At 64.4% G+C, this 14,288-nt stretch carries 10 protein-coding genes and 1 pseudogene; 1 reads left to right on the top strand and 10 read right to left on the bottom strand.

All coding sequences use genetic code 11. The annotated features are described in order from the left end of the window. Positions 1-22: 22 nt before the first annotated feature. From H681_RS14755 to H681_RS14800, 10 genes and pseudogenes are all read right to left on the bottom strand, one after another. The gene (locus H681_RS14755) at positions 23-1,825 is read right to left on the bottom strand and encodes a DUF1302 domain-containing protein (protein WP_015477675.1); all 1,803 of its coding nucleotides are present in this window, start codon (positions 1,823-1,825) and stop codon (positions 23-25) included. Positions 1,826-1,870: 45 nt separating this feature from the next. Beyond that, positions 1,871-3,019, bottom strand: a complete 1,149-nt coding sequence (locus tag H681_RS14760) for a thiolase C-terminal domain-containing protein (protein WP_041712027.1) — start codon at positions 3,017-3,019, stop codon at positions 1,871-1,873. A gap of 170 nt (positions 3,020-3,189) precedes the next feature. Next, positions 3,190-5,733: a LuxR C-terminal-related transcriptional regulator gene (locus H681_RS14765; protein ID WP_236620481.1), complete on the bottom strand. Its 2,544-nt coding sequence runs from the start codon at positions 5,731-5,733 to the stop codon at positions 3,190-3,192. A gap of 383 nt (positions 5,734-6,116) precedes the next feature. Beyond that, positions 6,117-6,593, bottom strand: a complete 477-nt coding sequence (locus H681_RS14770; protein ID WP_015477678.1) for a PqiC family protein — start codon at positions 6,591-6,593, stop codon at positions 6,117-6,119. Between the two features lie 29 nt (positions 6,594-6,622). Continuing rightward, positions 6,623-8,272: a PqiB family protein gene (locus H681_RS14775; RefSeq protein ID WP_041712031.1), complete on the bottom strand. Its 1,650-nt coding sequence runs from the start codon at positions 8,270-8,272 to the stop codon at positions 6,623-6,625. After that, positions 8,253-8,534: pseudogene (locus tag H681_RS14780) on the bottom strand (paraquat-inducible protein A); the annotation flags it as partial. The pseudogene H681_RS14780 and the gene H681_RS14775, both read right to left, overlap by 20 nt. A 6-nt stretch (positions 8,535-8,540) precedes the next feature. Further along, entirely contained in the window at positions 8,541-9,005 is a 465-nt protein-coding gene (locus tag H681_RS14785) for a glycine zipper 2TM domain-containing protein (RefSeq protein WP_015477681.1), read from the bottom strand. Positions 9,006-9,285: 280 nt separating this feature from the next. Continuing rightward, positions 9,286-10,695, bottom strand: a complete 1,410-nt coding sequence (locus H681_RS14790; protein ID WP_015477682.1) for a DUF1254 domain-containing protein — start codon at positions 10,693-10,695, stop codon at positions 9,286-9,288. A gap of 126 nt (positions 10,696-10,821) precedes the next feature. Further along, positions 10,822-11,484, bottom strand: coding sequence for a DUF3313 domain-containing protein (locus H681_RS14795; RefSeq protein ID WP_015477683.1), 663 nt, complete (start codon positions 11,482-11,484; stop codon positions 10,822-10,824). Between the two features lie 140 nt (positions 11,485-11,624). Then, entirely contained in the window at positions 11,625-12,911 is a 1,287-nt protein-coding gene (locus H681_RS14800; RefSeq protein ID WP_041712033.1) for an OmpP1/FadL family transporter, read from the bottom strand. 233 nt (positions 12,912-13,144) lie between these two features. Between H681_RS14800 and H681_RS14805 the strand changes: the two genes are divergently transcribed. Then, positions 13,145-14,224: an AraC family transcriptional regulator gene (locus H681_RS14805; RefSeq protein ID WP_015477685.1), complete on the top strand. Its 1,080-nt coding sequence runs from the start codon at positions 13,145-13,147 to the stop codon at positions 14,222-14,224. Positions 14,225-14,288 lie beyond the last annotated feature (64 nt).

A 14,288-nucleotide genomic window follows, 5' to 3' on the forward strand; every position in this document is an offset into this window, starting at 1 on the left:
TGTAATCTCCTACGTGGGTTGCTCAGAAGGTTGTCTTGAAGGTGAAGGTGACCATGCCGCGGTCCTTGAGCTGGGCCGGGGTTCCCGCGAACGCGGTGGTTTGTCCCAGCGCGCAGTTGTACTGGCCGTTGGCGCCGGGCGTGGCGCCATCCACCGGGGACTCGCAGGTATCGAACGGCCCGAAGTTGTCCACGTACTTCAGGTCGAAGCGGTACTGGTTGCGCAGATCGACACCTACGCCGACGGAGTAGCTGCCCGAGTCTTCGTTGCCGCCCAGTTGCACGGCGGACTGGCCGTCCAGGCCGACGTTGTAGGTCAGCGGCAACTGGACATCGACGCCGGGGAAGACCTGGTACCAGGTCGGCGTGAAGTTGACGCCCATGACGTAGTTGTCGCGGGTCACCTTGTCGACGCCGCGGTACCAGTCCTCGCCCTTGAACAGCTGCTGGTTGTCGGTCACGTCCAGCCAGCGGCTGTAGGCCAGTTCGACCAGCAGCGAGGCGCCATCCCACACCGGGGTGTCGGCGAAGGTGGTCAGGCCGTTGACCACCGCATGCACGGTCTTGCCGCGCGCCACGCCGTCGTTGCCGTCGAAGCTGCTGACGAAGCCAGGCGTCCCCGCGGGCGCGAGCGGATTGACGTTGGCCGGAACGCTGGCCAGCGGCATGTTCTCGCGGTAGTTCAGATCAACGCCCACGCTGACGCCGGCGATGTTCTTGGACAGGCTGATCCCGTAGATGTCGATATCGTCGACGTAGAACTGGTTGTAGCTGCCGACGACACCGGACATCAGTTGCGGCATGCCGACCGCCGAAGGCTGCAGGGCAATGTTCGGCAGGATGTCGGAGGTCTTGCGGTAATACAGGCCGAGGGAGCCGTCGAGCCATTCCGGGGTCCACCTGAGCATCAGGCCGAAATCGCCATGCTTGTCCGGCGTGAAGGTATGCCCGCCCGTCAGGCGCAGAAACTGCGGCGCACCGGGCACCAGCCCGAAGATGGGGTTGGGCTGGGCGATCAGCGACAGGTCGTCACTGCCGTGCTGGATGGCATCGTTGAAGCCCAGGTAGGTGCCCGACTCGGGCAGACGCGAGGCGTCCCAGTCGAGGAAATACTGGGCGCCGAAGGACAGCTCCGGATTGAGGGTGAAGTTCATCGAGATCTGGTTGCGCGGGATGAACAGCTCCTTGGCCTCGGTGCCCGGCACCGCCAGGGCCTTGGCGATGTCCAGGCCGGACTGGCCGTAGCTGTTGCCATGAGCGAACGCCAGGATGCTTTCCCCCCAGTACTGGGTGTGGCTGCCCACCTTCATGCTGAGCATCGACTCATCGCCGATCTCGGTGCTGCCGAAGACGAACGCATCGAGGAATTCCGACGATGGCCCGTTGTAATAGCGCTCCGCGTAGCCGCTCAACTTCCGCGAGTCGGCCACGCCGTCCTGAAACTGGTTGGTCGATGGGTTGGCGCTGCCGACCTTGTCGTAGGCATGGTCGTACCAGCTGTTGCCGCTGACCCGGAAGCCGAACTGCTTGCGGTAGACCACGTCGAGCTCGTGCAGCACGTCGATGCGCTGAGACACCGCGCTGCCCGCTGAGAAGTTGCGGTCACCGTCGTTGTTGTTCCAGGCGTTGGCCAGCTTGGAGTTGGCGCTCTCCACGCGCTGCGCGTAATTGAGCTTGACCGTGTTGTCGAAGCGCACCTGCAGGTCCTCGACGCCGGTATCCAGCTCGAGCGCCTGGGCCGGCAAGCTTCCCAGACCGAGCATCAGCGCCGAAGCCCAGACGCTCGGTTGCACGCAATGGCAGATCTTATTGTTCTTGTTCTTCATCGAGTTACTCACTGTGTTGTGTTGAATGCCGTCCCGGCGATGCCCTCAATCCCTCTGGAGAATCGTGATCGAGACCGAACGCCCGACAGCGGCGCTGTGCTGAAGCCCTATCCGTGAGCCGGGAACCTGCCGCCCCCCCGCTTCCCCACGCAGTTGGCGAACCAGTTCCGCCAGTTGCGCCAGGGCGCTGACTCCAGGCACCAGGCCGCCGCCCAGCAGCCCTCCCGAAGGACAAACCATCGGTTTGCTCCTCTGCCTGAACGCGAAATCACTCATCTGCGTCTCCTCGCACAGGCCGATGGCCGAGGCGAAGACCAGGAAATCGCCGACGCTCTGGTCATGCAGCTCGACCACGTCGAGCTCCTCGACGCCGATGCCCGCCTGGGCGTAGGCCTGGGCGGCGGCGCGACGCGTCGCCGCCCGGCCCAGCACGTCCAGGACATTGCCCGCCGCCAGCTCACAGAGCAGGTCGTTGCTGCGGGTACTGGCCAGGATGGCCACCCCGCGGCGCATGCCGTAACGATCCGCGAAGCTCTCCGAACACAGCAGGATCGCGGCGGCGCCGGAGGCTGGCGGGCACAGGTAGGGCGGTAGCCAACCCTCCCGCGCAGGTGCGTCGGGCAGGCCGCCGGGAACGAGCCTGGCGCGGGTCCTGGCCTGCTCCAGCACACGCTCGAAGCAGCGCTCGGTGACGCCCATCCGGGCCTGCAGCCATTGCACCTGCGCGGCATACAAGGCGGCGGGATGATCGCGCCGGGCGACCATCGCCAGCGGGTCATCACGGCGCAGCAGGTCGCTCCAGTCATCGTCGGGAAACGCGTCGAGGCCGAAGAGCATCCGGTTGGAGATACCGTCGTGCATGTCCTCGAACCCCAGGACCAGGACCGCCTCGGCGTCACCGCCCAGGATGCTGTTGCGCGCCAGATGCACCGCCGTGCTGGGCGATACCCCGCCATCGCGTATGCAGAAGGTCGGGATACCGGACAGGCCGATCTGCAGCAGCACCTGCTCGCTGATACCGACCCGGGTGTTCGCGCTGGAGACGAAGACCTGGTCGATCAGGTCGTTGTCGATACGTGCATCCTCCAGCGCGGCCCGTACCGCCTGCCCCGCCAGCCCATGCAAAGGACGTCGAACGCTCAACGGAGCAAAGGGTGTTACCCCTACCCCAGCGATCAGCACGCGTTCCGCCATACCCGTTCTCCCAGCCCCGGACAGTCCCGGGCACTCAATCATTGGGGAGACGGTATTGGCCTGAAGGCGAGCGCACCCCCCCATCGCCTGGGGGGACGGCACGGTTTTACAGTCGGAGGAAGGGGGGATCGCGGGCGAATCAGGTCGATGCCGCCAGCGTCGGGGGGAAGCTAGCGGTCTGCCTCCAGGATCCCCAACATGTAGGCGCGATCCACGACATGTCGGCGCGTTCCCGCCTGAAACTTGCCGAACAGATTCTTCAGGTGCCACTTCACGGTCTCTTCCCCAACGTGCAGCGCCAGCGCGATCTGCTTGTTGGAGAGGTTGCGGGCCAGCAGCTCCAGCACCTCCTGTTCCTTGGGTGTCAACAGCCCGCTCGGCGCGACTTTCGCTACCGCCACCGGACGCGGGACGGCCTCCGCCGGCAGCGCTGTCCGGGACGGCTCGCCGCTCTCCAGCATCCGCAGCCAGCGGGCCAACAGCGGATGGGTGTCCAGCAGTACGCGGCGCATACCGAACTCTTGCGCCAGGCTCCTGGCCTCCAGCAGGCTCGCTTCGCCATCGAGTCCCATCTCGCGCAGCGCCAGTGCCTTGAGCAGCAGCGCCTGGACCCGCTCGCGTCCGCAGCGCATCCGGCCGGCCAACTCATGGATATCGGCCGTTACGCTCAACACCCCCTCCCAGTTCCCCTGCGCCAGCAGCGTGTAGGCCCGCGCAATGCCGGCGCACAGGCGCAGCTCCGGTCCGAGGAGGCTGTCCGGATCATGGAAACAGGGTGGAATCGCCTCCTCCAGCCGCCGCCAGAGCAGCTGGCAGGTATCGGCTCGCCCCTGTACCGCGTGCAAGCGGATCTGCTCGCCGAGCGAGACCATGCAGAAGCGTGGTATCTCCCGCTCCTCGCCGAGCGCATGCAGGGCTTCGAGCAGATCCTGGCAGCGATGGGGCTGACCTTGCAGGGTTGCCAGCCGCGCCGCCGTGACGAAACCGGCAACGATGGCATCGGGAGTGGCCAGGCATTCGACCCTGTCCATCCGATTGGCCAGCACAGTGGCCGCCTCGTCGGGCTCGTCCCGCTCCAGCAACACCGTCGCCAGGCTGCAGGCCAGCAGGATGGCCACCGAGCTGCGCCGACCGATGTCCCGCTCGGCGTGCAGCAAGGTGCCACGCAAGGCGTTCTCGGCCGGCACCAGGCGCCCTTCCCAGACGTAGGTCGTGGCCACCAGCCACTCGGCAAAGCCGCGAATGGCATCCAGCCCCACCGTCCAGTCGTATTGCGGCGCACGCTGGCAGATGCGCCGGGCCACTTCCGGCTGGCCACGGAACAACGCCAGGCGGGCCTGCTGGTTCGCCACGATGGCCTGGACCTTGACCGAGCCCGCCGGCGGGCGCTCAGCCCAGGGACCGATGATGGCTTGCGACTCGTCCGGACGGTCGGCGAAGTAGGCCGCCGCGGAGGCGATGGCCGCCGCCTCGCAACTGTCGGCTTCGCCTATTGACGGGTCGCTCTGGAGCCTGGCAACCAGGTGCCCGGCCTGCGCCGAGCGATCGCTCATGGCCAGCGCCCAGGCTGCCGCCAGGCACAGGCGCGGACGCGTCTCCACTTCCTCCGGGGGAAGCTCCGCGACCCACTCGATGACGCGGTTGAACTGACCGCGCAACATGATTTCGTACAGACATGGCTCGATCATGTCGTAGGCCTGCGCGGACCGCTCGGCACAGAGGTAATGGCGCGCGGCTTCCTCGAACAGGCCGTTAGCCTCCAGCCACGAGGCGGCCCGATGATGAAGTTCCTGTCGACGCTCCGGCGACAGCATCGCCACGCGCTGCTGGAGAAATTCTCGGGCCAGCGGATGGACACGCACCCAGTCACTGCCCTGCCCTTCGACGAAGATCGGCGTGCTGGCGCATAGCTCAGCCAGCAGCTCTCCCGCACGCGGGTTGTCGGTCAGGGCGATGCACAAGTCGGGGTGCAGGGTTTCCGGGACGGCGATGTTGATGAGGAAATCCACCTGCTCCGGCGCCAGGCGCGCCACCAGGCTATCGACGAAATACCGCTGGATATCACCTGTGCAGGCCTTCAGCTCCTGAACGGCGTGGGGCGGACTGGTACTTCTTTCGATGGCCGCGATGGCGAGTTGCACGCCCAGGGGCCACCCTTCGGTGAGTTCATGCAGGATGACCTTGAGGTCGATGTCGAGGCCGTCGCCGAAGCGGCTGCCGAGCACCGCCACGGTTTCATCGACGCGAAAGCGCAAGGCCTCCAGGTTCAGCGCCAGAAACGCTCCCCGCGCCTGCATCTCGGCCGCCTGAAGATTGGGGCGGCGGCGCGAGGCCATCAGGACACGCAGGTTCGCGGGCGCGTTGTGCAGCAGGTAGGTCAGCGCATTGCGAATGACCTCATCGGGCAGCGCATCGACCTCATCGAGCATGAGGGTGACTTCGCATCCCAGGTCAGCCACTTCCGCCAGCCATTCGGTCAGGCAGCCCAGCGCATCGCGTCGGCTCATGGCCTGGCTGGCGGAGCTGGCGAAAGCCTGCCGTCCGCTGGCCACCAGCATCGCCGCAGCCAGTCCCTGGACGAAGCGTACGTCGTCGTCGCGCGCATCCAGGGTCAGCCAGGCGACCACGGCGCCCCTCGAGAGCAGTTCCCGGCGCCATTGGGCCAGCAGCCAGGTCTTGCCGAAGCCGGCTGGCGCATGGACGGAAATGGCCACTCGGGAGGCCATCTCCTCCATTTCAAGGCTCAGGCGCTCGCGTCGATAAGCCGTTTTCTGGCTCCTCGGCGGAGTCGTCTTGAGTACCAGTTCGGGCTCCATTCTTTCCACTGTGCTGCGCCTCAGGCAGGGGGAAGGGTTACATCGCACCTCGAAGTATCGTTCGAAGAGCCACCCATCCGCCAGCGAAGAAAAGCAGCCCCTCCCGCCGACCGCCAGCGCAAGCCACGAGCCACCCGCAGCCGGGGAAGACGCTGCAGGCTTATCGACAGGGCGGGGTTTCAGGTTGCAGGTGGGGGCTTGCGACAGGCGTGTCCGATCGGCTCAGGGGCGGGCACTTACCCCCTCTGCATTGGCACTCGCCACCAATGCGACCAGTTGGCTCAGGTTGGCCTGATACGCCACCAGCCCCTCCACACTGTTGTTCGAGGGGGCTGCAGACGGCTGTGGCAGGACAGCGGCTTGGCCGCACCGGGTAGTTGCAGTTGCCAGCGGGCGTCCAGTAACGCGTATTGCCCCGGTACCGAATCGAAGCGCTGGACATCGATTTGCAACGACGAAATGGCGTGACCGCCCGCGGGCGAGCCCAGCTGGTCCTCCAGTGCGCTGCTGAATTCATCCGTCAGGTTGGCTCCCCGCCATTCGGTGTCGAGGATCGCCAGCCCACTGCTTCCCTGCCGGATGACGAGCTGCAAGCGGTCAACCCGGGGCGGCATCGACACACGTTCGACCCGTACCTGGCTGCCGGGGGAGGCGACTGGTTTGACGGGAACCAGGGTGTGGTAATGAATCGGCGCACTGCTGCATCCCCACAGCAGGGGGAACAAGCCTGCCAACAACCGCAAGGGCAACCTGGGCATCTGAACCTTCTCCTTAACCCAGCGCCATCTCAGGGCAGCAGGTTTTCCACATCCGCACTCCTGGAGCGACCACGGATGAGCGACTCGGGGTGTCGCCCAAGGTAGTCGGACAGATCGCGCAACGAACGCGACGTGCGGTCCAGCTCATCCAGCGTATCGCTGAGTTGCTGCCGTTGTGGCGAGTCTGCCGCCAGCGCCGAGTTGGCCGTGGCCAGTGTCTTGCGCACCTCGTCCAGCGTGCTGTTCACCCCGGGCAGGGTCTGGCGGTTGAACTGCTTCAGGCTGCCTTGCAGCTCCCGGAGGTTGCCGTCGAGATTGTTGGCAATCCTCTCCAGCGGCAGCTTGCGAATGCGCTCCACGATTTCCTGCAACTGCTCCTGGAGCTTGTCGAGACTGCCCGCAATGGTCGGAATACGGATCGGGCGCGCAGTGGTATCGACGACGGCCGGCGTGGCATCGGGATAGAAGTCCAGGGAGATATAGAGCTGACCGGTCAGGAGGTTGCCGTTGCGAGCCTGGGCGCGCAGCCCGTGCTCGACGAAGCGGGCGACCAGACGGCTGGTGCCGGCGTCATCCTCCGGGGAGTGGTCGAGGGCCCTGAGTGTCTTCTGGTAGGCCGGCCCCAATCGTTGCGGGTAGATCACAGCATCGACCATGACCGGGAAACTCTGCTTCTTCTCGTCATAGTCCAACTGCACGGACGTGACCTTGCCGAACGCCATCCCCATGAACTCGACTGGTGCGCCAACCGCCAACCCGCGCATCGACTGGTCGAAGCGAAAACGCAGGTACTGCGCCTTGCCCGACGGCGGAGCGAGCGCACTGTCGCGATCGGCATACAGGTCGAACTCCTGGCTCTGGGTCGCCACTGCCACGCCCTTGCTGCTCTCCGCCCCCTGCAGCACACCGAAGGCCAGGCCGCCTACCAGCAGGGCCGACAGGGACTCGGTATTGACCTTCAGGCCATTGGCATCGACGTTCACGTCCAGCCCGCTGGCATTCCAGAACCGGGTGTTGCGGGTGACGTAGCCATCGTTGGGCGCCTCGATGAAAATACCGACATCCACCCCCTCGCCATCGGCACGCAGCGCATAGGAGACGACCTGTCCGACCGGGATCTTGCGGTAATAGATCGGTGAACCGATGTCCAGCGAGCCGAGATCGTCGGCATGCAGGATGAAGCTCGTCCCCTTGGCGCCGTAAGTGAGAGGCGGCGGCGTCTCCAGTCCCACGAAGCGCTTCGCCGGTACGCTCGACTGGCCGGAGTCGGCGCCGATGAAGCTGCCGGACAACAAGGTATCGACCCCGCTGACACCGCCCGCACCGATCCGCGGACGCACGACCCAGAACCTGGCATCGCGGGTCGCGAAGGCTTCCGCTTCCTTGTTGAGCCTTATGGTCGCGGTGACGCTGTTCCTGTCCTTGGCCAACGCCACCGCCTCGACCTCGCCGATCATGACGCTGCGGTATTTCACCTGGGTCTTGTGGGCGACCAGGCCTTCGCCGGTCCGGAAGGAAATTTCGATGGTCGGGCCCTGCCCCATCCAGTTGCGCACCACCAGCGACGCACCGACCAGCAGGGCGATCATGGGGACGATCCAGACCAGGGAAATGCTCCAGCGCCGGGTGACGACCTGCCCCGCCCCAGGGGGGCCGAGCTCAGGAAACGGCTGTTGCATCGACAGGACCTCCGTTGTCCCAGATCAGTCGTGGATCGAAACTCATGGCGGACAGCATGGTGAGCACCACCACCAGGCCGAAAAACAGGATGCCCGCCCGCGGCTCGATGGTGCCCAGTTCGCGCAACTGCACCAGGGCCGCCACCAGCGCGACCACCAGCACATCGAGCATCGACCAGTAGCCGATCAGCTCAACCATCCGGTACAGCTGCGAGCGCTGCCGACGCGCCCAGGCGCTGCGGCGCTGGGCCGTCACCAGCAGGGTGACTCACTCGTTCTGCGGCACCACCCGCGCACCCGCACCCTGTCCTTCGATGTACACCCGTTCGCCCTGGCGGAGCTCCGCGTTCACCGGCTGCGTCACCGAGACCAGCACGCCGCTCTTCATCCGCACGATCACCTGCTGGGCCTCTTGCGGCTTGTCGTAATGACGCCGCTCGGCATAGTTGCCACCCACACCACCGGCCGACGCTCCGGCGATCATCGCCACGTCACGCCCGGTGCCCCCTCCGACCAGGCTGCCCAGGGCCGCGCCGCCGATACCACCGAGGATCGCGCCCACACCGGTGTCATGGTTGGTCTGAACCTGGGTTTCGGTGAGCTGCTCCACCACCCCGGTGCGGATTTCCACTTCCCCGGGACCGCCATTGGCGCCGCCCGTATCCACGGAGGCGCAGCCACTCAGCGCACTGGCGAGGAGCCAGGCAAAGAATCCGTACTGGATGTGCTTCATCACAATCTCCTTGAAAGCCTGGGGTTCTCATGGGCCATCGGCAGGCGACGGCCGGTGGCACTACGCAACAGCGAAAGGTCGCTGGTTTCGGCGGGTGTAGCGGGACGCCCTCGGAAGTCCCGCCGCGCCATTACCTGGAGGCCAGCGTCTTGGGGTGGGCGATAACGCTCGGCACGCTGTCCTCGCGGTCACATCAGCGTCGGCCCGACTCTCAGCTCGTACCACTCCCGCGCGGCCTTGACCTCGACAGGCAAGCTGCCAGGGCCAAGGCTCCAGGGACTTACTCGGCACGCACGATCTGCGGAGGGGTCCAGCTACCGTCCAGAATCGAGGGGTTCTGCACTTTCGGCCAGTACATCCGCAGCATCGGCAGGAAGTCCCCCTTCGGGGCCGGCAGCCAGTTGGCTTCCTTGTCCTTGCCGGGCGACTCGTGTTGGAAGTACAGGGTCAGGGAACCATCGGCGTTGTACTTCAGGTCGTTGCGCGGGCTGACGGTGAACTTGTCCAGCGGGTTTGGCACGAACCACCAGCCTTGATCGATTTCATACATGGTGATGGACCAGAAACCATTCGCCGGCGGCGTCTTCCCCTTGGCGAAGGTCAGGGTATAACGGTTGGCGCCGTTGAGCTTCTGGCCGGCGCTGTCGATCGTGGTGTAGGGGTAGACGGCATCCTGCTCCACGTTCGCCGGCCATCCGAAGGCGGCCACCACGGCGCGTTTCATGTAGTGGGTGTCGTAGACGCCGAGACCCTTGGTGAAGGTCCAGCCATTGACCTTGCTGCCCAGGGTCGGCTGCCCCTCGCCGATTTCCTGCAGGGCGACCTTCGGCAGGTCGGCGAGTTTCGCCTGTAGCTCCGACGGCAAGGCACTGAGCTTGAACGGCTTGCAAGGAGCGATCCCCAGCTTGGCCATGCGCGCCAGGATCGGAGCATCTCCGGCCGCAGGCGGCGCGTCCTCGCACATCAGGTCTGCGAGCTTGTTGAAGTAGACCTCTGTGCTCATACCGAGAATCACATCCTGCGGCTTGGCAGTCATGCTGAAGCCCGGATTTGGGTCGACGGCCGGTGTCTTGGGCGTATAAGGCTTGCCCCAGGCCGACAGCGGGGTGATCTTCAATTTCGTCTGCAGGACATTGACCGCTGCGTAGTCCTTGTCGGTGCCATCGGCATAAGTCCGCCCCAGGATCAGCATCTTGCGTGTGGCCGATTTTATCTGGGTCATGCCCTCGGGCACCTTGCCCTCCCAACCCGGCCCGGTCAGCAGGTAATTGGCCGCGGCGCCACCGGTGGTGCGCGCGCCCGGTGAATGGAAGATGGTCATCCACAGGTCGTACATCGGCATCAGGTAGTAGCGCTTGCCCATGTCCGGCTGACTGAACACCTGCGGCTCGCTCAGGTCCACCCAGGCCATCGAATAGAGCGTGTCGGCGTTGGGCGCAGACACACCGCGAAAATCGGCCGGCGGATAACGCTGGATGTTGGCGAACTGTCCCATGGGCGCATGGGTGTTGCTCACTTTGTCCACGTTGGTCCGCTGCACACGCGTGACCTCGGTGGTCATCAGCGAATAACCGTAGACGTAGGCATCCTTGGCAATCTGCAGAAGCTCATCCGTTTCGGCGGCCGACGCCTGACCCAGTGACCCCAGGCCGATGGCAGCTGCCAGCAGGGTGGTTGAGGCAACTCTCATGTGCATTCTCCTTGGCTATGAGATGACTTTTCTTGTGCGCCCGGACTCCGGCGCGGATTGGATATCGACTCTCGATGCAAACTGGGCAGCGCCACTGCTTCGCACACGACGCGCGCCCTCGCCGAGCTAGCGGAACTTCATGACGTCGGTGGTGAGCTCATCGATGACCGGCTTGAGGTCGGCAAAATCAACGGCCTGCTTGTCATTGCTCAGCGTCTTCCCGAAGCCCTTGCGTACGACCCGGAGCACGGGCTTTCCGGTACTGGTGTCGATCAACTCCCCTTCCAGGAACAGCTCGGTGTTCTGGTCACGCTCGCCCGTTGCCGCCATCGCACCGGCCACCACCAGCGCCACCGGGATGACTTCGTAGGGCTTGAGTCCCTCGTTACTGGCGCTGACACCGGTAATCGCACCGCGGAATTCGAGTGTCCGAGGCCCGCTGGAGAAACCGACCAACTGGAACCGCTGCGACAGGGCCTCGCCCAGGCGGGCATTGGCGTACTCCAGCAGATCGTCGTAGGTCTGCTGCCCGATGCGGTCCGTCGTTTGTGGCGTGGGATAGAAGCGCAGCGGCTGGAAGATCAGCTTGTCGTAGTTGGCAACATTGAATGCGGGGTCCACCCAGCGCAGGGCCTTCTGGCCGCTCGCGGTATCGACGGATTCCAGGCCGTCGTAACTGGGCAGGAACCCTGAATATTGCGCCTGATCGACCGTTTTGCTGGTGCAGCCAGCCGTGAGCAGTACAACGGCAGCCGCGCCGCATGCGAACAGTGCCTTGGCCTTCTTCATACAATCTCCTTGTTGGACGCCAGGGTCCGGGACATCCCTGAATATGAATGCTTCAGTCAGTAGGTTGCGGCGGGCTCAGCGGCCGCCGGGTGTTGGGTACAGGCCCTGCCGGACAACCGGGCCCTTGCACGGCCGGAAGATCAGAACTTCCAGGTAGCGCTTGCGCTCAATGCCTGGATCCAGGCGTTATCGAACTCTCCGGATACGCGCTTGGGGTCGTTCAGCGGCAGTGACTTTTCCTGACTGACCGACATGTCCCCGAGCCAGACCAGCTCATAGCTCAGGTTTACATCGGTCTGCTTGTCCACGGCATAGGTCAGGCCCGTGCCCAGGCGCCAGTTCTCCGCCATCGGCACGGTGAGCGAACGCTTGTCGTCATCCACCGACGAGCTGTCGTAGGCGACGCCGGCACTCCACAGCCAGCGTGGATCGAAGCGGTACTGAGTGCCCACCGAGAGATGCCAGGTGTCCTTGTAATCCGCTTCGAGCGTCGCGGAGCGGGGAGTGTCGCTATCCAGGTCGACCCCCACCTCGCCAAACCGGGACCAGTCCTGCCAGTTGACGCTGGCCAGGAGCGCCCACTGCTCATCGAGCTGGTGGTAGAGGCTGAAGGTCAAAGTCTGCGGCACATTCATGTCGATGCGGGTGCTGGCGTCGAGAACCCCGCGATCGCGCAGCAACTGTGTCGTCAGCGGGCCAACGCCCTGGAGATCCAGGCCATCTTCGAATTCGACATCGATCTCGCTGGTATAACTCAGGCCCAGTCGGGTTCCCGAACGGGGTTCGTAGATCACGCCCAGATTGGCGCCGTACCCCCAGTCATGGTCCCGGTATTTCATTTGGCCGTCGGGGCGCTGGAGCCTTTCGAAAGGCGCGTTGTCCACCGCCATCTGACTGTCGAGCGTCGCGTAGAACGCGCGCAGGCCGATGCCGAACGCCCACTGCTCATCGAGGCGATAAGCCAGTGCCGGCATCAGCGTCATGCCGGTCAGCTCACCGTTCTGCAGGAAGTAGCGGCCGCTCCAGTCGTTGTCGTAGTTGAGGTTTAGACCGAAATCGCCATAGCTGGCGAATCCCACAGACCAGCCATTGCCGAGCTCCCGAGTGACAAACAGGCTCCCGCCCGGCGCCCAGTCCATCGCGTTGCCGCTGTTTCCGCCCGCGATATTGGTGCCGTCGTCCGTTTCAAAGTCCAGGTTGCCATGCAGCACCTGGGCACCCGCCGTGATCTGCGTACCGGACAGCCAGGCCATGCCGGCCACGTTGCTGGCCAGGGTGGACGGGCCCTGGGCGCGGGCAGCGGCACCCGCGTTCGCCAACCCAACGTTGTCCGTGCCGATCTCGTAAAGCATCAGCCCACCCGCCAGCAACTGCTCAGGCACTGCCAGCAGAGCGACCGACACAGCCATGTAAACGCGTGAGTTCATCTCGTAATCCCTGACAAGGTTGGCATCCTCGGTCGCCACACGTACGAATCTACGGAGTCGTGGGCAGTCCTGCCCGGAGTACAGGTGGTATAGGCCTGCGGGTGACAAGTTGCCACCTCACTCTAGGGTTTCCTCCTACAAGGCACCTTGCAATTTCGGACAGCTCTGGAGAATTTTCTGGTCTAAGGTTTACCTTCATCACAAAAACAAACTACGGCAGGTAACGGTCACCCATGGCTGAGCGTGCGTTGGCCCCTTCCCCACTGATATTCAGCAATTCCGGCGAGGTGCGGACAGGCCCGGTGAAAAGCCTTCCTTACGTCATCAGCGCTCTGGGCGGAAACCCTGTTGGCGTCTTCGAGTCGGCCGACATCGACCTGGATAGGTTTGTCAACGACCGAGAACAGCGACTCGACTACAACCTGACCACCCAACTGTTCTGCACGGCCATCCGGCAGACGGAGTGCCCCCATCTTGGGATACTGGTGGGCCGACGCTCCAGCCTCGACGACCTGGGGCCGGTGGGACAGCTCATGCGCTGTGCCGCCACGGCGGAAGAGGCTCTGCACGATCTGGTCGCGCATTCAAAGCTGCATGACCGCGGCGCCGCGCCGCTGTTCTTTCCATTGACTGGGCAACTCAGCCTGCTCGGCTATGTGATCCACCGCCACGATCTCGTCACTCCGAGGCCGCTCATCGATACGGCGATGATGGTCGGCGTCCGCGCCCTGCGGGAGCTCCTCGGCCCCGGCTGGACGCCCGTCCGCGCGCAACTGGCCTACCGCAAGCCCGAGGATTTTTCGGCCTATTCCCGTATGTTCCGCTGCCCGGTGCAGTTCAATGCGAACGTCTCTGGTCTGGTCATCCTCAATCAGCAACTGCGCCAGAAGCTCAAAACGGCCAACCCACGTCGGCATCAGCAACTGCGGGGCGCCATTGTGGCAGCCACCGCCGGCCTGACGACGTCGGAGCTGATCAGGCATCAACTGCATTCCCTACTGCTGGCCGGCGAGGCCCGGGCCGAGCAGATCGCTGAGCGTGTAGGGCTGCACATCCGAACCCTGCATCGACGTCTAGATGCCGAAGGGACCCATGTCCAACAACTCATTACCGAGACCAGGCGGAGTTTGGCGATGCAATTGCTCGCTCACACCAACCTGCCAGTATCCACGGTTGCGCAGTCGCTCCAGTACCAGGATCCCAACGCTTTCTCAAGGGCCTTCAAGCTATGGACCGGGATATCTCCACAACTATGGAGGAACACCTCGTCCCCGATATCAAACTCAGCAGCCCCCTTGATAACACCAGGCTGATCGGTGTCAGACGGGCGCCCGCAGAGATCGTCTTTGTTTTGGTGGCCACCGCTTATCAGAGGCA

The sequence above is a fragment of the Pseudomonas sp. ATCC 13867 genome (assembly GCF_000349845.1).
Lineage (GTDB): Bacteria > Pseudomonadota > Gammaproteobacteria > Pseudomonadales > Pseudomonadaceae > Pseudomonas.

Bases quoted from the DNA above. Each gene is read 5' to 3' on its own strand.
- H681_RS14775 (WP_041712031.1), bottom strand. From the start codon at position 8,272: ATGCAACAGCCGTTTCCTGAGCTCGGCCCCCCTGGGGCGGGGCAGGTC.
- H681_RS14800 (WP_041712033.1), bottom strand. From the start codon at position 12,911: ATGAACTCACGCGTTTACATGGCTGTGTCGGTCGCTCTGCTGGCAGTG.
- H681_RS14770 (WP_015477678.1), bottom strand. From the start codon at position 6,593: ATGCCCAGGTTGCCCTTGCGGTTGTTGGCAGGCTTGTTCCCCCTGCTG.
- H681_RS14760 (WP_041712027.1), bottom strand. From the start codon at position 3,019: ATGGCGGAACGCGTGCTGATCGCTGGGGTAGGGGTAACACCCTTTGCT.
- H681_RS14755 (WP_015477675.1), bottom strand. From the start codon at position 1,825: ATGAAGAACAAGAACAATAAGATCTGCCATTGCGTGCAACCGAGCGTC.
- H681_RS14785 (WP_015477681.1), bottom strand. From the start codon at position 9,005: ATGAAGCACATCCAGTACGGATTCTTTGCCTGGCTCCTCGCCAGTGCG.
- H681_RS14795 (WP_015477683.1), bottom strand. From the start codon at position 11,484: ATGAAGAAGGCCAAGGCACTGTTCGCATGCGGCGCGGCTGCCGTTGTA.
- H681_RS14790 (WP_015477682.1), bottom strand. From the start codon at position 10,695: ATGAGAGTTGCCTCAACCACCCTGCTGGCAGCTGCCATCGGCCTGGGG.
- H681_RS14805 (WP_015477685.1), top strand. From the start codon at position 13,145: ATGGCTGAGCGTGCGTTGGCCCCTTCCCCACTGATATTCAGCAATTCC.